At 66.4% G+C, this 20,817-nt stretch carries 13 protein-coding genes, 3 rRNA genes and 1 pseudogene; 3 read left to right on the top strand and 14 right to left on the bottom strand.

The features are described from left to right. The first annotated feature begins 1 nt into the window (after nt 1). A complete protein-coding gene (locus ABG085_RS07335) occupies nt 2-1,240 on the top strand; it encodes a hypothetical protein (RefSeq protein ID WP_347978743.1) in 1,239 nt (412 codons plus the stop codon). Between the two features lie 44 nt (nt 1,241-1,284). Here ABG085_RS07335 and rrf read toward each other — a convergent pair. The 6 genes and pseudogenes from rrf to tyrS form a co-directional block, all read right to left on the bottom strand. Next, nucleotides 1,285-1,401 (bottom strand): 5S ribosomal RNA (gene rrf, locus ABG085_RS07330). A gap of 107 nt (nt 1,402-1,508) precedes the next feature. Beyond that, nucleotides 1,509-4,613, bottom strand: a 23S ribosomal RNA gene (locus tag ABG085_RS07325). 449 nt (nt 4,614-5,062) lie between these two features. Further along, nucleotides 5,063-6,585, bottom strand: a 16S ribosomal RNA gene (locus ABG085_RS07320). Together the 16S, 23S and 5S rRNA genes form the textbook arrangement of a ribosomal RNA operon. Nucleotides 6,586-7,103: 518 nt before the next feature. Then, nucleotides 7,104-7,628: pseudogene (locus tag ABG085_RS07315) on the bottom strand (UdgX family uracil-DNA binding protein); the annotation flags it as partial. A gap of 290 nt (nt 7,629-7,918) precedes the next feature. Beyond that, the gene (locus tag ABG085_RS07310; RefSeq protein WP_347978742.1) at nt 7,919-8,734 is read right to left on the bottom strand and encodes a DUF4184 family protein; all 816 of its coding nucleotides are present in this window, start codon (nt 8,732-8,734) and stop codon (nt 7,919-7,921) included. 46 nt (nt 8,735-8,780) lie between these two features. Next, nucleotides 8,781-10,082 carry a tyrosine--tRNA ligase gene (gene tyrS, locus ABG085_RS07305; protein WP_347978741.1) on the bottom strand — a complete coding sequence of 434 codons (1,302 nt, stop codon included), beginning with the start codon at nt 10,080-10,082 and terminating at the stop codon, nt 8,781-8,783. A 215-nt stretch (nt 10,083-10,297) separates the two neighbouring features. Here tyrS and ABG085_RS07300 point away from each other — a divergent pair, with 215 nt between their 5' ends. Continuing rightward, the gene (locus ABG085_RS07300; protein ID WP_347978739.1) at nt 10,298-10,897 is read left to right on the top strand and encodes a DNA-binding protein; all 600 of its coding nucleotides are present in this window, start codon (nt 10,298-10,300) and stop codon (nt 10,895-10,897) included. 4 nt (nt 10,898-10,901) lie between these two features. Then, entirely contained in the window at nt 10,902-11,498 is a 597-nt protein-coding gene (locus ABG085_RS07295; RefSeq protein WP_347978738.1) for a hypothetical protein, read from the top strand. A gap of 30 nt (nt 11,499-11,528) precedes the next feature. Here ABG085_RS07295 and argH read toward each other — a convergent pair whose 3' ends face one another. The 8 genes from argH to ABG085_RS07255 form a co-directional block, all read right to left on the bottom strand. Then, on the bottom strand, nt 11,529-12,959 hold the full coding sequence (gene argH, locus ABG085_RS07290; protein WP_347978737.1) for an argininosuccinate lyase: 1,431 nt from the start codon (nt 12,957-12,959) through the stop codon (nt 11,529-11,531). A gap of 74 nt (nt 12,960-13,033) precedes the next feature. Next, a complete protein-coding gene (locus tag ABG085_RS07285) occupies nt 13,034-14,200 on the bottom strand; it encodes a heparan-alpha-glucosaminide N-acetyltransferase domain-containing protein (protein ID WP_347978736.1) in 1,167 nt (388 codons plus the stop codon). A gap of 28 nt (nt 14,201-14,228) precedes the next feature. Beyond that, entirely contained in the window at nt 14,229-15,152 is a 924-nt protein-coding gene (argF, locus tag ABG085_RS07280) for an ornithine carbamoyltransferase (RefSeq protein WP_347978735.1), read from the bottom strand. Further along, nucleotides 15,149-16,363 (bottom strand): acetylornithine transaminase, encoded by a 1,215-nt coding sequence (locus ABG085_RS07275; RefSeq protein WP_347978734.1) that lies wholly within the window; start codon nt 16,361-16,363, stop codon nt 15,149-15,151. The genes argF and ABG085_RS07275 overlap by 4 nt, the downstream gene beginning before the upstream one ends. Then, nucleotides 16,360-17,259, bottom strand: coding sequence for an acetylglutamate kinase (gene argB / locus ABG085_RS07270; RefSeq protein ID WP_347978733.1), 900 nt, complete (start codon nt 17,257-17,259; stop codon nt 16,360-16,362). Before argB ends, ABG085_RS07275 begins: the two co-directional genes overlap by 4 nt. 13 nt (nt 17,260-17,272) lie before the next feature. After that, nucleotides 17,273-18,430 carry a bifunctional glutamate N-acetyltransferase/amino-acid acetyltransferase ArgJ gene (gene argJ / locus ABG085_RS07265; RefSeq protein ID WP_347978732.1) on the bottom strand — a complete coding sequence of 386 codons (1,158 nt, stop codon included), beginning with the start codon at nt 18,428-18,430 and terminating at the stop codon, nt 17,273-17,275. Beyond that, nucleotides 18,427-19,509, bottom strand: coding sequence for an N-acetyl-gamma-glutamyl-phosphate reductase (gene argC, locus ABG085_RS07260; RefSeq protein WP_347978731.1), 1,083 nt, complete (start codon nt 19,507-19,509; stop codon nt 18,427-18,429). The genes argJ and argC overlap by 4 nt, the downstream gene beginning before the upstream one ends. Nucleotides 19,510-19,817: 308 nt before the next feature. Further along, the gene (locus tag ABG085_RS07255; RefSeq protein WP_347978730.1) at nt 19,818-20,798 is read right to left on the bottom strand and encodes an NAD-dependent epimerase/dehydratase family protein; all 981 of its coding nucleotides are present in this window, start codon (nt 20,796-20,798) and stop codon (nt 19,818-19,820) included. Between the last annotated feature and the right edge of the window lie 19 nt (nt 20,799-20,817).

The raw sequence follows: 20,817 nt of genomic DNA, 5'->3' as shown, positions 1-20,817 counted from the left end.
GGTGGCGCGCGACCTCGTCGGCGTTCTCCTTGCTCAGCGTCTTCAGCTCGTTGCGCGCGGCCGTCGGCAGGTCCTGCGGAGTGACGTCATCCGGGATGAACGGGTCGTCGTGCCGAACGCGGACCGCACGGATCTCCCCCTCGCGGACCTCCCGATCGGGCCGATTGGCACCGCCGCGCGTCGGACGCGCGCTGCGCTCATAGGGCTTGCGGTCGCCATCACGCGGAGGGTACGAACGGTCGCCGTCGCGCTTCTGGTAAGGCTTGCGGTCTCCGCCGTCGCGCGGCGTGTAGGGCTTCCGATCGCCGTCGCGAGGTGCATACGTGCGGTCGCCTTCGCGCTTCTGGTAGGGCTTCCGGTCCCCGCCGTCGCGCGGCGTGTAAGGCTTGCGGTCGCCGTCGCGGGGTGCGTAAGTGCGGTCTCCGTCGCGCGGAGGGTACGAACGGTCGCCGTCGCGCTTCTGGTACGGCTTACGGTCCCCGCCGTCGCGCGGCGTGTAGGGCTTCCGGTCGCCGTCGCGGGGTGCGTAAGAACGGTCGCCATCACGCTTCTGGTACGGCTTCCGGTCACCGCCGTCGCGCGGCGGATGAGAACGCTCGCTGTCTCGAGGCGCGTACGGGCGGTCGCCGTCGCGCTTCTGGTACGGCTTGCGGTCGCTGTCGCGGGGGGCGTACGGGCGGTCACCGTCACGCTTCTGATACGGCTTGCGATCGCCGTCGCGCGGTGCGTACGGGCGGTCGCCATCACGCTTCTGGTACGGCTTGCGGTCACCGCCCTCACGCGGGGTGTAGCTGCGCTCACCGTCGCGAGACGCGTACGGACGGTCACCGTCGCGCTTCTGGTACGGTTTGCGGTCGCCATCGCGGGGGGCGTATGGGCGGTCGCCATCACGCTTCTGGTACTGCTTGCGGTCGCCGTCACGAGCAGCGTACGGACGGTCACCGTCACGCTTCTGGTACGGCTTGCGGTCGCCGTCGCGAGCAGCGTACGGACGGTCACCGTCACGCTTCTGATACGGCTTCCGATCACCGTCGCGGGGTGCGTACGGACGGTCGCCCTCGCGCTTCTGGTACGGCTTCCGGTCGCCGTCACGCTTCTGGTACGGCTTGCGATCGGCTCCTGCCGGCGACTGCTTCCCGTCGGATCGTTCGCGCGGCGCGCGTCTGTCGTCGCGCGGCTCCTGCTCTGCCATTATTCGATCCTCCTGGATGTGGTCTGCCTCGGCAATCCACCGTGTTAACGCGTAATGGCCACCCTTGGGGGGTGGCCATTACGTGAATGGGTGTCCGGCGGTGTCCTACTCTCCCACAGGGTCCCCCCTGCAGTACCATCGGCGCTGAGAGGCTTAGCTTCCGGGTTCGGAATGGGACCGGGCGTTTCCCTCTCGCTATGGCCGCCGAAACTCTCTTGATGTTTCAGTCTTCACAACGTGAAAAAATCTATGTTCTGTTGTGTTCCCGACCGTACATCGGGAACCACTCAGTGGACGCAAGCACCAGAAACGGTGTGTTATCAAGTCATCGGCTTATTAGTACCAGTCAGCTGCACGCATTGCTGCGCTTCCACATCTGGCCTATCAACCCAGTAGTCTGGCTGGGAGCCTCTCACCCGAAGGTATGGAAGTCTCATCTTGAGGCCGGCTTCCCGCTTAGATGCTTTCAGCGGTTATCCATCCCGAACGTAGCTAACCAGCGGTGCACTTGGCAGTACAACTGGCACACCAGAGGTTCGTCCAACCCGGTCCTCTCGTACTAGGGTCAGATCCTCTCAAACTTCCTACGCGCGCAGCGGATAGGGACCGAACTGTCTCACGACGTTCTAAACCCAGCTCGCGTACCGCTTTAATGGGCGAACAGCCCAACCCTTGGGACCTACTCCAGCCCCAGGATGCGACGAGCCGACATCGAGGTGCCAAACCATGCCGTCGATATGGACTCTTGGGCAAGATCAGCCTGTTATCCCCGAGGTACCTTTTATCCGTTGAGCGACAGCGCTTCCACAAGCCACTGCCGGATCACTAGTCCCGACTTTCGTCCCTGCTCGACCTGTCAGTCTCACAGTCAAGCTCCCTTGTGCACTTACACTCGCCACCTGATTGCCAACCAGGTTGAGGGAACCTTTGGGCGCCTCCGTTACTTTTTGGGAGGCAACCGCCCCAGTTAAACTACCCACCAGGCACTGTCCCTGAACCGGATTACGGTTCGAAGTTAGATATCCAGAGTGACCAGAGTGGTATTTCAACAATGACTCCACGAATACTGGCGTATCCGCTTCACAGTCTCCCACCTATCCTACACAAGCCACACCGAACACCAATACCAAGCTGTAGTAAAGGTCACGGGGTCTTTCCGTCCTGCTGCGCGTAACGAGCATCTTTACTCGTAATGCAATTTCGCCGAGTTCGCGGTTGAGACAGTTGGGAAGTCGTTACGCCATTCGTGCAGGTCGGAACTTACCCGACAAGGAATTTCGCTACCTTAGGATGGTTATAGTTACCACCGCCGTTTACTGGGGCTTAAATTCTCAGCTTCGCCTTGCGGCTAACCGGTCCTCTTAACCTTCCAGCACCGGGCAGGCGTCAGTCCGTATACATCGTCTTGCGACTTGGCACGGACCTGTGTTTTTAGTAAACAGTCGCTACCCACTAGTCTCTGCGGCCACCACACCCTTTTTGAGGCAAGCTCATATAAGTGGATGGCCCCCCTTCTCCCGAAGTTACGGGGGCATTTTGCCGAGTTCCTTAACCACGATTCTCTCGATCTCCTTGGTATTCTCTACCTGACCACCTGAGTCGGTTTGGGGTACGGGCGGCTAGAACCTCGCGTCGATGCTTTTCTTGGCAGCATAGGATCACCCACTTTTCATCCGCATCGTGTCTCAGCCTGTATGAGTCACGGATTTGCCTATGACTCGGCCTACGCACTTGCCCCGGGACAACCATCGCCCGGGATGGGCTACCTTCCTGCGTCACACCTGTTAATACGCTAACCGCACCAGAATGGGGTCGTGCGCTAGGCCCACAGCTTCACCCCGAAGGGATCCGTCAATGGGATTCAGACACTTAGCACTACTGGATTAGTTTGGGCGGTTCTTCGCCGGTACGGGAATATCAACCCGTTGTCCATCGACTACGCCTGTCGGCCTCGCCTTAGGTCCCGACTTACCCAGGGAAGATTAGCTTGACCCTGGAACCCTTGGTCTTTCGGAGGACGTGTTTCTCACACGTCTTTCGCTACTCATGCCTGCATTCTCACTCGTGTGGCGTCCACGGCTGGGTCACCCCGCCGCTTCACTCGCCACACGACGCTCTCCTACCCATCAACACGGCTGGACCACGAAGGCCTACCAATAATGTCAATGCCACAACTTCGGTGGCGTGCTTGAGCCCCGTTACATTGTCGGCGCGGAATCACTTGACCAGTGAGCTATTACGCACTCTTTCAAGGGTGGCTGCTTCTAAGCCAACCTCCTGGTTGTCTAAGCAACTCCACATCCTTTCCCACTTAGCACGCGCTTAGGGACCTTAGATGGTGGTCTGGGTTGTTTCCCTCTCGACTATGAAGCTTATCCCCCACAGTCTCACTGCTGCGCTCTCACTTACCGGCATTCGGAGTTTGGCTGACGTCAGTAACCTTGTAGGGCCCATCGGCCATCCAGTAGCTCTACCTCCGGCAAGAAACACGCAACGCTGCACCTAAATGCATTTCGGAGAGAACCAGCTATCACGAAGTTTGATTGGCCTTTCACCCCTATCCACAGCTCATCCCCTCAGTTTTCAACCTAAGTGGGTTCGGCCCTCCACGACGTCTTACCGTCGCTTCAGCCTGGCCATGGATAGATCACTTCGCTTCGGGTCTAGGACATGCGACTGAATCGCCCTATTCAGACTCGCTTTCGCTACGGCTACCCCACCCGGGTTAACCTCGCCACATATCGCTAACTCGCAGGCTCATTCTTCAAAAGGCACGCTGTCACCCCTACTAAGGAGGCTCCAACGGTTTGTAAGCAAACGGTTTCAGGTACTATTTCACTCCCCTCCCGGGGTACTTTTCACCTTTCCCTCACGGTACTTGTCCGCTATCGGTCATCTGGGAGTATTTAGGCTTATCAGGTGGTCCTGACAGATTCACACGGGATTTCTCGGGCCCCGTGATACTTGGGATACTCTCCACGTCAGAACACGCATTTCGACTACGGGGCTGTCACCCACTCTGGCCCGCCTTTCAAGACGGTTCGTCTATACGCTTCTGTCACGTCGACCACTCGGCAGAATGGTCCGGAAAGTCCCGCAACCCCCCACATGCAACGCCTGCCGGCTCTCACACACATGAGGTTTAGCCTGATCCGATTTCGCTCGCCACTACTCACGGAATCACTGTTGTTTTCTCTTCCTGTGGGTACTGAGATGTTTCACTTCCCCACGTTCCCTCTACCCGCCCTATATATTCAGGCGGGAGTCACCAGGTACGCACGCGCCCTGGCGGGGTTTCCCCATTCGGACACCCTCGGATCAAAACTTGCTTATCAGTTCCCCGAGGCTTATCGCAGATTGCTACGTCCTTCTTCGGCTCCAGATGCCAAGGCATCCACCGTTTGCTCTTAAAGACTTGAAATCACATGAGTTTCATCAAGAATCGAACCCGAACCAAAAGGTCCGGGCGAAATTGACTAATGATCTTTAAGATCATCTATAACAAGACGACCCCGAAGGATCATCTCGAAGATGCTCGCGTCCACTGTGTAGTTCTCAAAGTACGGGCGGTACCCCCCAACCCCACCCGCCAAACGGCGCAGGAATCAGAAGGCCCAAGAGGAGTGTCCCCCACCCCCACCACCCCGAAAGGCAGCAGAAGCAGCGTCCGGTCCCTCAGGACCCAACAGCGTGCCGGCGCCCCGCTCACCAGAACCCACCCTCCAACCACACCCCCGAAAGGATGCGGCGTACTAGTGGACCCCAGCTGCGCTGACGCCATGTCAAATGTTCCACCCACGAGCCCCAGCCACACACGAACGGTGTGGTACTGGGTCCTGGAACCCCCGAAGAGGTCCAAGTGCTCCTTAGAAAGGAGGTGATCCAGCCGCACCTTCCGGTACGGCTACCTTGTTACGACTTAGTCCTAATTACCGATCCCACCTTCGACGGCTCCCTCCACAAGGGTTGGGCCACCGGCTTCAGGTGTTACCGACTTTCATGACTTGACGGGCGGTGTGTACAAGACCCGGGAACGTATTCACCGCAGCGTTGCTGATCTGCGATTACTAGCGACTCCGACTTCATGAGGTCGAGTTGCAGACCTCAATCCGAACTGGGACCGGCTTTTTGGGATTCGCTCCACCTCACGGTATTGCAGCCCTTTGTACCGGCCATTGTAGCATGCGTGAAGCCCAAGACATAAGGGGCATGATGATTTGACGTCATCCCCACCTTCCTCCGAGTTGACCCCGGCAGTATCCCATGAGTTCCCACCATTACGTGCTGGCAACATAGAACGAGGGTTGCGCTCGTTGCGGGACTTAACCCAACATCTCACGACACGAGCTGACGACAACCATGCACCACCTGTTCACGAGTGTCCAAAGAGTCCCCTATTTCTAGGGTGTTCTCGTGTATGTCAAGCCTTGGTAAGGTTCTTCGCGTTGCATCGAATTAATCCGCATGCTCCGCCGCTTGTGCGGGTCCCCGTCAATTCCTTTGAGTTTTAGCCTTGCGGCCGTACTCCCCAGGCGGGGAACTTAATGCGTTAGCTGCGTCACGGAATCCGTGGAAAGGACCCCACAACTAGTTCCCAACGTTTACGGGGTGGACTACCAGGGTATCTAAGCCTGTTTGCTCCCCACCCTTTCGCTCCTCAGCGTCAGTTACGGCCCAGAGATCTGCCTTCGCCATCGGTGTTCCTCCTGATATCTGCGCATTCCACCGCTACACCAGGAATTCCAATCTCCCCTACCGCACTCTAGTCTGCCCGTACCCACTGCAGACCCGAGGTTGAGCCTCGGGATTTCACAGCAGACGCGACAAACCGCCTACGAGCTCTTTACGCCCAATAATTCCGGATAACGCTTGCGCCCTACGTATTACCGCGGCTGCTGGCACGTAGTTAGCCGGCGCTTTTTCTGCAAGTACCGTCACTTTCGCTTCTTCCTTGCTAAAAGAGGTTTACAACCCGAAGGCCGTCATCCCTCACGCGGCGTTGCTGCATCAGGCTTGCGCCCATTGTGCAATATTCCCCACTGCTGCCTCCCGTAGGAGTCTGGGCCGTGTCTCAGTCCCAGTGTGGCCGGTCACCCTCTCAGGCCGGCTACCCGTCGACGCCTTGGTGAGCCATTACCTCACCAACAAGCTGATAGGCCGCGAGCCCATCCCCAACCAAAAAATCTTTCCAACCACCAGCCATGCGACTGTGGTTCGTATCCAGTATTAGACGCCGTTTCCAGCGCTTATCCCAGAGTCAGGGGCAGGTTGCTCACGTGTTACTCACCCGTTCGCCACTGATCCACCCAGCAAGCTGGGCTTCACCGTTCGACTTGCATGTGTTAAGCACGCCGCCAGCGTTCATCCTGAGCCAGGATCAAACTCTCCATAAAAAATGAAAACCACTCACAACCCGGGAAAACGAGTCGAAAGCAGCGAGTTCAACCATGACCAAAAACGAATATCAAACTGACATCCATGAATTGATCCAAAAAGGACCCCCACCAACCAAAAGGTCAGCGAGGATACAAAAATTGGCATTTGACAAGTGCACGCTGTTGAGTTCTCAAAGATCGGACGCACCAGCGTTCCGGTCTCTCAACCTTCGCCGCTGGGCAACTTCTCTATCTTACACATCCCGTCCCGCCTGTCAAATCGAAGCGGCGAGGCACAAGACCCCACCGCAGTCGCAGACCGACGCACACGAAAGTGGAAGACACCCATCCTAAGCCGAAACCGGCCGACTCACCAGGAGCACATCGGATGGGGTTGTTCACTGCTTGAGGGGAGCCAGGCCTTCCGGCCTTCCGCTCTACCCTTTGGGGCGAACAAGTAATACTTTACGTGCGACGCCGCCACCCGTCGAATCCAGCCCGCACCCCGGGCGTGTCGCACCCCCACACCCCCGGAATCACGCGGAATGTGCGCTCGTCGCCACCTTCGCCGCTGTCCTCAGATCGGCCGCGAGCGCGGCCACGGCCGCGGTTCGTTCGGACGAATCGCGCAAGCGCAGCACGGCGGACGGATGGATCGTGATCACAACCGTCCTCCCCTCGGCCTCGATCGGACGCCCTCGTTCTGCGCCGATCTTCACCACCCTGCCGAGGACCGCTCTGGCCGCCGTCGCACCGAGACAGACGATGACTGCCGGCCGGACGGCGGCTAACTCCGCCTCGAGCCACGGCCGGCACGCCGAGATGTTCCCTGCATCAGGGCGCTGGTGGATCCTGCGCTTGCCCCGCTGCTCGAACCGGAAGTGCTTCACCGCGTTCGTGAGGTAGACGCGCTCCCGCGGGATTCCCGCTTCGTCGAGCGCCTGCGCGAGCACGCGTCCGGCCGGTCCGACGAACGGCTCGCCGGCGAGGTCCTCCTTGTCGCCTGGCTGCTCCCCCACCAGCATCATCCGCGCCGGCGCTTCCCCGTCACCGAACACCGCCTGTGTCGCGTCTCACCAGAGTTCGCAGCCGCGGCATCCCTGCACCGCCTCGCGCAGGTGGTCGACGTCGGCGTCCGCCGGCACCCACTGCTCCGCACCGGGCCGTTCCACGTCCATGCCGGCACGCTACGACCACCCCGGCCGACAGCGCAGACCCTGGCCCGATGCCGTCGAGCGCGGTATCGTGCGCGCGCCGCCGGCCGATCGGCGCATGAGGAATCACGCGACCACAGCGCTTGGGCGCCGCGCGGAGACCGGCGGTCAGCTGCCCGGCGACCGGACGCCGTCGGTCACACGTTCGCGACAGATCGTGCGCGCATCACCTGCACCGCGATGCAGAGCGACACGGTCGCGGCGCCCCAGACCGCGCACGCCGGCGGCAGCACGCGGTACGCGAGATGCGCGGCGGTGAACTCGGCATCCAGGGGACCCAGGACGGCCATGCCCCATGCCCATGCCAGTGCGAGCGCGAGAGGCAGCGACGCCCACCAGATCCAGCGGACCGCATCGGGCAGCACGCGCGGGACGGATGCCTCGGCGCTACGCCGACGCATCCACAGGAGCATCCACACGGCGAGGATCGCGAGCCCGATGACGCTCGAGCCGTGCTGGAGCCACTTGTACCCGGGCAGCGGTCCCCAATCTGCCCCCAGCACGGGGATCGCCGTCGTGCCCCACCGGCCCTCGTGCGTGAAGAGGTCCCACACGATGTGGCTCACGACGCCGAGCAGCAACGAGACGACGAGGAGCAGCATCCCCCGCAGGGACACACGCTGCTCGCCCGCCGGAGATCCGGCGAACGTCTCGCGCAGCGCGGCGCCGGCACCGGCATCCCACTGCGCCGGCAGTCGCGCCGCGAGCCATCGCGGTGAGAGCTCACGCGCGGCCGGCCGAAGCACGCACCTCCAGACGACCAGCAGCGCCAGCGCCAGGGCGACCGTCGCAGGAAGCCACGCGAGCGAGTGGGTGACCCCGTAGTGCAACGGCAGCCCGCGGACGAACAACGGCAGGTCCGGCGCCATCGCCCCGATGGCGATCGCCGCCGGAACAAGGGGCGTGCGCACGAACGGCAGCGCGATCACCGCATGACTCGGGGTGAACGGCATCCGTCACTCCTCTGTCGGCGCGATGGCCGTGGTCACAAGCCGCCCGTCAGCCGACGAATACGCCCGCGAGCGTCTTCTTGCCGCGCCGGAGCACAGAGACCCCGCCGGGCAGTGCGCCCGACACCGTCGCCGCATCGTCCTCGATCTTCGTACCGTCCAGCGAGACCCCGCCCTGGGCGATCGCGCGCCGGCCCTCCGACAGACTCGAGACGAGCCCGGTGTCGATGAGCGCCTGCACCACCGGCGTGCCGGCGGCGACCGTGGCGTTGGGCAGTTCCTCCAGCGCGTGACGGAGCGTCGTCGCATCGAGCGCCGCGAGGTCGCCCTGACCGAAGAGGGCCTCGGATGCCGCGATCACGGCGGCCGCGGCATCCACCCCGTGCACGAGGCCGGTGACCTCCATCGCGAGGCGCTTCTGCGCGGCGCGACGGAACGGCTCCGCGGCGACGAGTCGTTCGTACTCCTCGATCTCGGCACGCGTGAGGAAGGTGAAGATCTTGAGACGCTCGATGACGTCGGCGTCGTCGGTGTTGAGCCAGAACTGGTACATCCGGTACGGGCTGCACATCGCGGCGTCGAGCCAGATCGCGTTGCCCTCGCTCTTGCCGAACTTGGTGCCGTCGCTGTTCGTGATCAGCGGCGTGCCGATCGCGTGGACCGAGACGCCCTCGACGCGGTGGATGAGGTCGGTGCCGCTGGTGAGGTTGCCCCACTGGTCGCTGCCGCCCGTCTGCAGCACGCAGCCGTACTGCCGGTACAGCTCGAGGTAGTCCATGCCCTGCAGGATCTGGTAGCTGAACTCGGTGTAGCTGATGCCGGCCTCGGAGTTCAGGCGCGCCGCGACCGCATCCTTCTTGAGCATCGTGCCGACCCGGTAGTGCTTGCCGATGTCGCGGAGGAAGTCGATGGCGCTCATCGGCGCCGTCCAGTCGAGGTTGTTGACGATGCGCGCGGCGTTGTCCCCGTCGAAGCTCAGGAACCGCTCGACCTGCGACTGCAGGTAGCCGACCCACTCCCCGACCGTCTCTTTGGTGTTCAGCGTGCGCTCGGCCGACGGGCGGGGGTCGCCGATGAGGCCGGTCGATCCGCCGACCAGGCCCAGCGGACGGTGGCCGGCGAGCTGCAGGCGGCGCATCGTGAGCAGCTGCACCAGGTTGCCGAGATGCAGACTCGGCGCAGTCGGGTCGAAGCCGCAGTAATACGTGATCGGGTCCCCGGCGAGAAGGGCGCGCAGCGCCTCCTGATCGGTGGACACATGCACGAGTCCACGCCACACGATCTCGTCCCACACATTCTCGAATGAGGGGTCGATCGCGGGCGCAGTCGTGCTCACGACGGTTTCTGACACGCGAGCCAGGCTATCAGCGCGGATGGCGGCGCTTTTTCGCCGGCGACCCGCCCCGAGGTCGGCGGCGCGCGCTTCGAGGCAGGTCCGGCGTGATCGCACCGGCCGCGTTGAGGCTATGGACTGAAGTCGTTCGACTTCAGTCCATAGCCTTGTTTGACTGAAGCGCACAGACTAAAGTGTGCATGAATTAAGTTCTGATGCATAAGGGTGGAGCCATGTACGTGATCACCAGTGATCAGCGCGACAGCCGCACCAGCGCCGATCTGGTGCCCGCGGCCCTCTCGGCGGTCGCGACGCACGCCCCCAGGGGCGCCGCGCTCGCGCCCGAGCGGACGGCGGGCGACGAGGTGCAGGTGGCGGTCACCGACGCCGCGGCCGTGCTCGCGATCCTCCTCGACCTCACGCGGGCCGGCCGGTGGAGTGTCGGCGTGGGCGTCGGCGACGTAGAGACCCCGCTGCCGGACAGCGTCCGCGCGGCCAGGGGCGAGGCGTTCCTCAACGCGCGCGACGCCGTGGACCGCGCCAAGAAGGCCACGACACGGGTCGCGATCACTGCGCCGGAGGGTGGTGCGGATGCTGAGGCGTTGGTGCGCCTGCTCATCGAGCTGCGCGATCGCCGCACCGCCGAAGGCTGGGAGGTGTACGACCTCCTTGCCGAGGGCATCACGCAGCGCGAGGCGGCGGCGCGGCTCGGCATCTCGGAGGCCGCGGTCAGCCTGCGCGTCAGGTCCGCCGGACTGCGGACGGAGGAAGCCTCCGTGCCCGCCCTGATCCGCGTGCTCTCCGGCCTCGATCCGGACGCCGTGTCAGACTGACGCCATGGTCTTCCCGGACGTGCTCCTTGTCGCCGTGCTGTCGATCTTCCTGTTCGTCGCCCTGTGCGGAGCACTCGTGCTGGTGGTCCTCAGCCTGCGGAAGCCGACCGACATCCCGCTCATCGTCGCGGGCGTGCTGGTGGTGCTGTGCCTGCTCGCCGTGACGGTGTCACCGGTGAACGTCCCGCTGCTCATCGGACTCGGCATCGCCCTGCTGGGAACCGCCCTGGCCGTGCTCGGCGGCAACCCCGTCACCCGCCGGGTGCTCGACATCGCCAGCCACGGTCGTGTGGAAGAAGGCGACAACGGCGGCATTCTGCTCCGTGCGCCGTCCCTGCCCGGAGCGGTCGCCGGCGAAGGCGTCGTACGCGAGGTGATGCGCGGAGGTACCACGATCGGCTATCTGGAACGCGTGGCGGTGGCGCTCGGGATCATCGCCGGCTTCCCCGAGGCGATCGCCGTGGTGGTCGCGCTCAAGGGCATCGGCCGATTCTCGGAGCTGGCCAGCGCCGAAGCGCGAGAGAGATTCATCATCGGCACGCTCGCCAGCCTGGTCTGGGCATGCATCGTCGCCGCGCTGGTGCGCCTCGCGATCTGGTGATCGCCGCCGCGTCGCCCTGACTGGAGCGGTCTAGAGCCCGAGGGCGTGCGCGGCCGCCTGCACGCGCTCGATCAGCTCGGTACGCTGCTCGGCGACCCTGACCGGCGCCGTCCCGCCTGCGCCGGTGCGGCTCGCGACGGAGCCCTCGACGGTCAGCACGTCCCGCACCTCGGGCGTGAGGTGCGGCGAGACCGATGCGAGCTGCTCATCGGTGACCTCGTGCAGCTCGATCCCGTTCTCTTCGCACACCCGCACCAAGTGGCCGGAGATCTCGTGCGCATCGCGGAAAGGCACGCCGCGCTTCACGAGCCACTCGGCGACGTCCGTCGCCAGGGAGAAGCCCTGCGGTGCGAGCGCCGCCATGCGGTCGGTGTCGAAGCGCAGCGTCGCGACCATGCCGGCGAAGGCGGGCAGCACCGTCTCGAGCGTGCGCACCGAGTCGAACACCGGCTCCTTGTCCTCCTGCAGGTCGCGGTTGTACGCGAGCGGGAGCGCCTTGAGGGTGGCGAGCAGTCCGGTGAGGTTGCCGATGAGCCGCCCGGCCTTGCCGCGCGCCAGTTCAGCGATGTCGGGGTTCTTCTTCTGCGGCATGATGCTCGAGCCGGTCGAATACCCGTCGTCGAGGGTCACGAAGCCGAACTCGCGCGTGTTCCAGAGGATGATCTCCTCCGCGAAGCGCGAGACGTCGATGCCGACCATCGCCGTGATGAACGCGAACTCGGCGACGACGTCGCGCGCCGACGTGCCGTCGAGCGAGTTCTCGGCGGGGCGGTCGAGCCCCAGTTCCCGGGCGACCAGCTGCGGATCGAGGCCCAGCGTCGAGCCGGCGAGCGCGCCACCGCCGTACGGAGAGACCGCGGCTCGCGCGGACCAGTCGCGCAGGCGCTCCAGGTCGCGCACCAGCGGCCACGCGTGAGCCTGCAGATGGTGGGCCAGCAGCACCGGCTGCGCGTGCTGCAGGTGGGTGCGGCCCGGTATGACCGCTTCGGGGTGCGCCTCGGCCTGCGCCACGAGGGCGTCGACGAGGCGGAGGATCTCCCGCGCGATGGTGCGCGAGTGGTCGAGCAGATACATGCGCACGAGCGTGGCGATCTGGTCGTTGCGACTGCGTCCGGCGCGCAGCTTGCCGCCCAGCTCGGCGCCGACGACGCCGATCAGCGCCTGCTCGAGAGCGCCGTGGACGTCTTCATCGGATGCCGCGGGGCGGAGTGTGCCGTCGGTCACGCCGCGTGCGAGCACATCGAGCCCGTCGTGCATGGCGCGCTCCTCGTCGGCGGTGAGGTAGCCCGCGGCGGCGAGCGCCTTGGCGTGGGCGTGCGAGCCGGCGATGTCGTAGAGCGCCAGATCCCAGTCGAAATGCGTCGATCGGCTGAGCTCGGCCAGCTCCGGGGACGGTCCCGTCGCGAAACGGGCTCCCCACAGTGCGCCTTCGTTGGTGCCGTCAGCCTTCGATTCACTCACCCGACCAGCCTATCCGCCGGTCCCCCGCGCACTCGCTCCGTGTCAGCGGCGATCGAGGGCTCATCCGGCCTCTGTCAGCGTGTGGGCGACGTCGCCGGACCCACGGGTCGGCGGTCACCGGGGACCGCGAAGCGGGACGCGGCATCCAGTGCCGTCTCGAGCGGGCCGCGGCCCACCAGAAGCGCCCACGCGGTGCACAGCACGATCGTGCCGATCGTCAGCGGCCAGAACGGCTCCAGCGCGCGGAAGCCGGAGAGGTCGCCGACGCGGTCGAGCGTCGCGGCGGCGATCGCCGCCCACACCACGAGCTGCAGCGTGTAGGCGGTCAGCGGCATCGCACCGACGGCGCGCAGGGGCAGCACGACCCACCTGAGTACGGTGCGGCAAAGCAGCAGGCAGGCCCCGAGTACCGCGAGCGCGAAGCCGCCCGACCCGATGACCTCGAGCAGCCCCGTGGAGTGGGGGCGGGCCGTCCACAGCGCCCCGAGGTACGACGCCGTCTCGGCTTCTGGACCGGCGCCGGTGGCGGCATCCGTTCCGTAGCCGACCAGGGCGAGGCATGCGCCGGCGACGACCAGCCACACCTGCGTGCGCAGTCGCGTCACGTCGGCGCGGGCGACGCCGAGTCCGGCCACCACGAACGCGATCCAAGTGGTGAACGGGTAGTGCCAGCCGAGTCCCACCGACACCGCGTTGCCGACGGGCGTGCTCCAGAACAGCGGCGCGTCGAGGACGATCTGCACGAACGGCATGATCAGGGCCAGCGCGCCCGCGAGCGGCAGCAGCACGCGGGCAGGCAGGGACGTCAACGGGAGCGCCAGCAGGAACATCAGCGCGTACGCGGGGAGGATCACGTACACCGGCACGCCGGTGGCGATGAGGAGGATGCCGAGCACCCACAGCAGGCCCGCTCGCACGGCGAGCCGCCCGCGTGCCGTCGCCATGCGGGACGCCGGCAGCGGGACCCGCCCGCCCGTCATGAGGCCGATCGAGACGCCGGCGAGCGTCGCGAACAGGATCGACGAGCGGCCCTGAACCACCGTGATCCAGGTGTCGGGCTGCGTCGCGTCGAAGGGCCCGCTGATCCACAGCAGGTGCGCTGCGAACATGCCGAGCACCGCGAGCCCTCGCGCCAGATCGACGCCGGCGACGCGGCTCGGACCGTTGAGACGCCCCCAGCGCGACCCGAGCCAGCCGTCGTGGCGCGGCTCGGCGCGTTTCGTCTCGCTTCGCTCGCTCAACGACCGGGGCTCTTCCGCGCCGCCGCGCTCAGTCCTGGCGGAGGAGCCAGACGAGCAGGGCCTTCTGGGCGTGCAGCCGGTTCTCGGCCTCATCCCAGACCACGCTCTGCGGTCCGTCGATGACCTCCGCGTCGACCTCGTAGCCCCGGTCGGCGGGCAGGCAGTGGATGAAGATCGCGTCGTCCTGCGCGAGCGCCATGAGCTCCTGGGTCACCTTGTACCCGCCCAGGTCGCGCAGCCGCTCGAGCTTCTCCTCCTCCTTGCCCATCGACACCCACGTGTCGGTGACGATCACGTCGGCTCCGGCGGCCGCCTCGTTGGCGTCGGTGTAGAGGGTGACCGATCCGCCGGTCTCCGCCGCCCGTCGATCCGCGTCCGCGATGACGTCGTCGCGCGGCGCATACGTCTCGGGCGAAGCCACGCGCACGTGCATGCCCGCGGTGACGCCGGCCAGCACGTAGGAGTGCGCCATGTTGGACTTGCCGTCGCCGAAGAACGCCAGCGTCAGGCCCTTCAAGTCGCCCTTGTGCTCCTTGATGGTGAGCAGGTCGGCGAGCAGCTGGCAGGGGTGGAAGTCATCGCTGAGCGCGTTGATGACCGGCACGCGCGTGCCTTCGGCCATCTGCTCGAGCCCTGCCTGTGCGTAGGTGCGCCAGACGATGGCCGCGACCTGGCGCTCGAGCACGCGCGCCGTGTCGGCGGGCGTCTCCTTGCCGCCGAGCTGGCTGTTGGCGGTCGAGATGATCAGCGGCGAGCCGCCCAGATCGGCGATGCCGACGGCGAAAGAGACGCGCGTCCGCGTCGAGGACTTGTCGAAGATGACCGCGACCGTCTGGGGGCCCTCGAGCGTCTTGAGCTTCCAGCGATCTTTCTTCAGCGCGACGGCGAGATCGAGGATCTCGTCCTGCTCGGCATGCGTCAGGTCGTCGTCACGCAGCAGGTGGCGGGTCATGCGGGAACCTCCGTGGGGGTCTCGAGCACCAGGGCGTCTTCCACCGTGCGGATCGCAGCCGTGAAGAGCTCGACGAACTCGTCGATCTCGACGTCGCCGATCGTGAGGGCGGGAACCAGCCGGATGGTCTCGTCGTTGGGCGCGTTGATGACGAGGCCGTGCTCCTGCGCGGCCGCGACGAGCGCCTTGGCGACGGGATGCCGCAGCCCCACGCCGATCAGCAGCCCCGCGCCGCGGCATCCGGTGATCAGCTCCGAGTCGATGCCCGAGATCGCCTCGCGCAGCTGCGCTCCGCGCTCGGCGGCGTTGCGGACGAGGTCGGCGCGCTCGATCTCACCGAGGACGGCGCCGGCGACGGCGGTGCCGAGCGCGTTGCCGCCGAAGGTCGAGCCGTGCGTGCCCGGGTAGAACAGGTCGCTGGCGCTGCCGAAGGTGATCAGCGCGCCGATCGGGAACCCGCCGCCGATGCCCTTGGCGACCGTGATCGCGTCGGGGGTGATGCCCTCGTGCTGGAAGGCGAACCACTCCCCCGTGCGACCGGCGCCGGTCTGGATCTCGTCGATGATCAGCAGCGCTCCCTGGCGCTCGGTGATCTCGCGGGCCGCGGCGAGGTATCCCTCTGGCAGCGGCAGCACGCCCGCCTCGCCCTTGACGGGCTCGACGAACAGCGCCGCGACGCGGTCGTCGATCGCCGCCTCGAGCGCCTCGACCGTGGAGTCGATGAACTCGACGCCCGGCGTCATCGGCAGGAAGGGCTCCTGCATGTACGGCTTGCCGGTGAGGGCGAGCGTGCCCATCGTGCGGCCGTGGAAGGCGTCTTTCAGCGCAAGGATCCGCGGGCGCTCGGTGCCTCCGTGCAGGCGCGCGAGCTTGAACGCCGCCTCGTTCGCCTCGGCGCCGGAGTTGCCGAAGTACACGCGACCCTCGTCGCCGGTGCCCGCGAGACGCTTCAGCGTCGACGCGAGCGCGAGCTGCGGCGGCGTCGCGAAGTAGTTCGACACGTGCGCCAGCGTCGCCGCCTGGGTCGCGATGGCGTCCACGAACACCGGGTGGGCGTGACCCAGCGAGTCCACCGCGATGCCCGCCAGGAAGTCGAGGTACCGCTTGCCGTCGGCGTCCCAAAGGTAGGAGCCCTCGCCTCGGACGAACAACGCCATCCGCTCGCCGAAGCTGCGGACGAGATCGCGTCCTGCGTCATCGTGCCAACTCATCCGTGCACCACCTCTGTTCCGATTCCCTTGCTGGTGAAGATCTCCACGAGCACCGAGTGCGGCACCCGCCCGTCGATGATGGCCGCGGTCTCGACGCCGCCCTCGACGGCCTCCAGGCACGCCGCCATCTTCGGGATCATGCCCGACTCGAGCGTGGGCAGCATCGCGCGCAGCTCGGTCGAGGTCAGGTGCGACACGAGCGAGTCGCGGTTGGGCCAGTCGGCGTAGAGCCCGGCCACGTCGGTGAGCACCACGAGCTTCGCGGCTCCCAGCGCCACGGCGAGCGCGGATGCCGCGGCATCCGCGTTCACGTTCAAGGAGTGCCCCGGGTGGTCGAGGTCGGGCGCGATGCTCGACACGACCGGGATGCGGCCGGCGGCGATCTGGTCGAGCACCGGCTGCGGATCCACCTCGACGACGTCCCCGACCCGGCCGAGGTCGTGCTCGACGCCCTCGATCACGACGCCGCGGCGGCGTCCGCCGAACAGGCCCGCATCCTCGCCGCTGAGACCGGTGGCCACCGGGCCGTGGGCATTGATCTTCGACACGAGCTGCGGGTTGATCTGCCCGGTGAGCACCATGCGCACCACCGAGATCGCCTCGGTGGAAGTGACGCGGTAGCCGCCCTTGAACTCGCTCGGAATCTCCAGGCGGTCGAGCATCGACGAGATCTGAGGGCCACCGCCGTGGACGACGACCGGCTTCACCCCGACGTAGCGGAGGTAGGCGATGTCGGCGGCGAAGGCATCCTGCAGCTCCTCGCTCACCATCGCGTTGCCGCCGTACTTCACGACGACGATCTGGTCGCGGAAGCGCTTGAGCCAGGGCAGCGACTCGATGAGCGTCACGGCCCGCGCGCTGGCCTTGCCGGGATCGGTCTCTTGCAGATCAGTCATGAGGCCTGCTTCTTCATGAGGAGTACGCGCTGTTCTCGTGAACGTAATCGTGGGTGAGGTCGTTGGTCAGGATCGTCGCCGTCGCGACGCCGACCTTCAGGTCGATGACGAGGTCGGTGGCGCGGGGCGTCAGGTCGACAGCCTCGCGGGGCGCGTCGGGGCCGCCGGCGCTGCACACACGCACGCCGTTCATCCACACGTCGACGTCATACGGGTCGAAGGCCGCCTGGGTGGTCCCGATCGCCGCGAGCACGCGGCCCCAGTTCGGGTCGTTGCCGAAGACCGCCGCCTTGAATAGGTTGTTTCGGGCGACCGAGCGGCCGACCTCCACGGCGTCCTCCTCGGAGGCCGCGTTGACGACCTCGATGGTGATGTCGTGGCTCGAGCCTTCGGCATCGCCCTGCAGCTGCTTCGCGAGATCCTGGCAGACCTCGGCGAGCGCAGCGGCGAACGCGTCGGCGTCGGGGGTGATGCCCGAGGCACCGCTGACCATGAGCGTGACCTGGTCGTTCGTCGACATGCAGCCGTCCGAGTCGAGCCGGTCGAACGTGCGACCGGTGGCCCGACGCAGCGCGGCGTCGGCCTGCGCCGCGTCGAGGACCGCGTCGGTCGTGATCACCACGAGCATCGTCGCGAGGCCGGGCGCGAGCATCCCCGCGCCCTTCGCCATGCCGCCGATCGACCAGCCGTCCTTCGTCACGGCGGAGCGCTTGGGACGGGAGTCGGTCGTCATGATTGCGAGGGATGCCGCTTCCCCGCCGTCTGCGGAGAGCTCGGCGATACCCTGCTCGGTGCCGGCCAGGACCTTCGCACGGAACACCTCGTCGCCCGTGCCGATGAGACCGGTCGAGCACACCAGGATGTCCCCCGCGCTCACGTCGAGCAGCTCCGCCGCCTTCTCGGCGGTCTGGTGCGTCGTCTGGAAGCCGAACGAGCCCGTGAAGCAGTTCGCCCCGCCGGAGTTGAGGACGATCGCCTCCACGACGCCGTCACGGACGACCTCCTGCGACCAGAGGATCGGGTTCGCCTTCGCGCGGTTGCTCGTGAAGACGGCCGCGCCCACCTTGAGCGGGCCGCGGTTGACGACGACGGCCACGTCGGGCTTGCCCGACGACTTGAGTCCGACGGCGACGCCGGCTGCGGCGAATCCCTGGGGCGTGGTGACGCTCACGGGGCGACTCCGTTCACGGTGAGCGCGGTGCCTTCGGCGAGGCCCAGTGCGATGTTCAGGGACTGGACGGCCGCTCCGGCCGTGCCCTTGACGAGGTTGTCGACGGCGGTCACCACGACCACGCGGTTCGCGGCGCGATCGATCGCGAGACCCAGCAGCGCCGTGTTCGCGCCCAGCACGTCGGCCGTACGGGGGAACTGGCCCTCGGGCAGCAGCTGCACGAAGGTCTCGTCGCCGTAGGCGGCCTCCCACGCCGCGCGGATCTCGGCGTCGGTGGCGCCGGGCGCGATGGGTGCCGTGGACGTCGCGAGGATGCCCCGCGACATCGGGACCAGAACGGGCGTGAACGAGATGCGGATGCCTTGGTCCGCGGCATCCGTCCCCTCGGTCCCTGAGCCGGTCGAAGGGCGCGCGGCGGCGAGCGCCTGACGGATCTCGGGGATGTGCCGGTGCGTCCCTCCGACCGCGTAGGGGTTGGCCGTGCCCAGGACCTCGCTGGCGAGGAGGTTGGTCTTGAGACTCTTGCCGGCGCCCGAGGGGCCCACCGCCAGCACCGTCACGATGTCGGACGGATCGATGACGCCGGCGGCGACGCCGGGAGCGAGGCTGAGGCTCACCGTCGAGGCGTTGCAGCCGGGGGCGGCGATGCGCGTCGCGCCGACGAGCCGGTCACGCTGCTTCGAGCCCGCGACCGGGAGCTCCGGGACGCCGTACACCCAGGGGTCGTGGAAGTCGCCGCCGTAGAAGCTGTCCCAGTCGGCGACCGACTCGAGACGGTGGTCGGCGCCGGCATCGATCACGAGCGGCGTGTCGCCGAGCGCGTCGGTGTACTGCCCGGACTGTCCGTGCGGCAGCGCCAGGAAGACGATGTCATGGCCCGCGAGCACGTCCGGCGTCGTCTCGGAGAGGGTGAGGTGAGCGAGCGACCGCAGGTGCGGCTGGTGCTGGATGAGCGGCTGTCCCGCGTTGGAGTGCGCGGTCACGGTGCGGATCTCGACGTCGGGATGCGCGGCGAGGATCCGCAGGATCTCGCCGCCCGCATAGCCGGATGCGCCGGAGACGGCGACCGAATATGTCATGGATTCCACCTTAGAGTCTGGGTGCAGGGGCCGGAGACGGCGACGCCCGCAGCTGCCCTCCTCAGAAGGTGCGCAGGGTCGCCTAGAGTCGGCGGTCGCCCAGACGGCGTCGGCGCGCGGGAACGACGCTCGGAACGAGCGTCGCGAATCCCTGGGCAGCCGAAGGCATGCGCCGACGATAGCCGCCCGCCCGCGGCATCCGCAAATCAACGTGACGCCGGACGTCATGTGCTCTCGTCGAGATCACACGTCTCGTGGCTCGCCGATCATGTCGATTCGGCGAGCGCACACGATCTCGGCGGAGGAGACTACGCGACGAGCTCGGTGAGCAGCGCGAGCTCGTCGGACCGCGTGAGGCCCGCGCGACGGTCGCGGTCCAGACCACGTGACCGCTCGTCGTCGAGCGTGCGCTCGAGCGTCGCGCGCAGCGGACGCAGGCGACCGCCGAGAAGGCGGAAGGCGGCGTGGGATCGCGTCCAGAAGCCCGGCATACCGGCGGGAAGCCAGAGCGGAAGCGACCGGGGGCCGGCCCAGTAGGCCACGTCGTGCGCCTCTAGCCACTCGTCGGATGCGGTGACCAGGGCGCCGGTGTGGCCGGCCACCTCGCGGGCGAGCCTCAGCACCTCGGCGAACTCCATCGGGTCTCCGACGGCGTTCACCACCCCTGTCCACCGCTCTCGGCCGATCGCCTGGACGAACTCGGCGAGGTCGTCCACGTCGATCACCTGCGCGCCGCGGTCCGTCGTGTCGGGCACCAGCACGTCGCCGTCTGCGGCGAGCGCGAGACGCCCGACCCAGTAGCCGAACCGGTCGGTGGGATCGCCGGGGCCCACGATCAGGCCGGGGCGAACGATGGCGGCGCGGTAGCCGAGCGCGGCACGGACGGATGCCTCGGCCCGCACCTTCGCCTGCCCGTAGTCGTCTTCTTCGTCCGGGCCGGCCGGCGCCAGCAGCTCTGCGGTCTCGTCGGCACCGGGGTCGTCGTTCGCGGCGTACACCGACACGGTGGAGACGTAGGTCCAGTGCTTGGCGCGCTCCCCCAGAGCGGTCACGGCTGCCGCGACGTGCACGGGGTTCGACGAGATGTCCACGACCGCATCCCAGTCGCGACCGGCGACCGCGTCGTACGCGCCGGGATGGTCTCGGTCGGCGACGACGAGCGTCGTGCCGTACGGCGCTTCGCGTCCACCCCGGGCCAGGCAGGTGACGGCGGCTCCGGCATCCGCCCATCTCTCGGCGATGCGCCCGCTCAGCCAGCCCGTCCCGCCCAGCACCAGTACGTCGGTCATGTCACCAGCCAACCAGACG

This window comes from Microbacterium sp. ProA8 (assembly GCF_039905635.1).
Lineage (GTDB): Bacteria > Actinomycetota > Actinomycetes > Actinomycetales > Microbacteriaceae > Microbacterium > Microbacterium chionoecetis.
This window is presented reverse-complemented; position numbering and strand designations above follow the sequence as displayed.

What these genes read in the sequence shown, in the direction of transcription:
- argC (WP_347978731.1), bottom strand. Translation starts at nt 19,509, where the DNA reads ATGACATATTCGGTCGCCGTCTCCGGCGCATCCGGCTATGCGGGCGGC.
- ABG085_RS07310 (WP_347978742.1), bottom strand. Translation starts at nt 8,734, where the DNA reads ATGCCGTTCACCCCGAGTCATGCGGTGATCGCGCTGCCGTTCGTGCGC.
- ABG085_RS07300 (WP_347978739.1), top strand. Translation starts at nt 10,298, where the DNA reads ATGTACGTGATCACCAGTGATCAGCGCGACAGCCGCACCAGCGCCGAT.
- argB (WP_347978733.1), bottom strand. Translation starts at nt 17,259, where the DNA reads ATGACTGATCTGCAAGAGACCGATCCCGGCAAGGCCAGCGCGCGGGCC.
- argF (WP_347978735.1), bottom strand. Translation starts at nt 15,152, where the DNA reads ATGACCCGCCACCTGCTGCGTGACGACGACCTGACGCATGCCGAGCAG.
- ABG085_RS07275 (WP_347978734.1), bottom strand. Translation starts at nt 16,363, where the DNA reads ATGAGTTGGCACGATGACGCAGGACGCGATCTCGTCCGCAGCTTCGGC.
- ABG085_RS07295 (WP_347978738.1), top strand. Translation starts at nt 10,902, where the DNA reads ATGGTCTTCCCGGACGTGCTCCTTGTCGCCGTGCTGTCGATCTTCCTG.
- ABG085_RS07255 (WP_347978730.1), bottom strand. Translation starts at nt 20,798, where the DNA reads ATGACCGACGTACTGGTGCTGGGCGGGACGGGCTGGCTGAGCGGGCGC.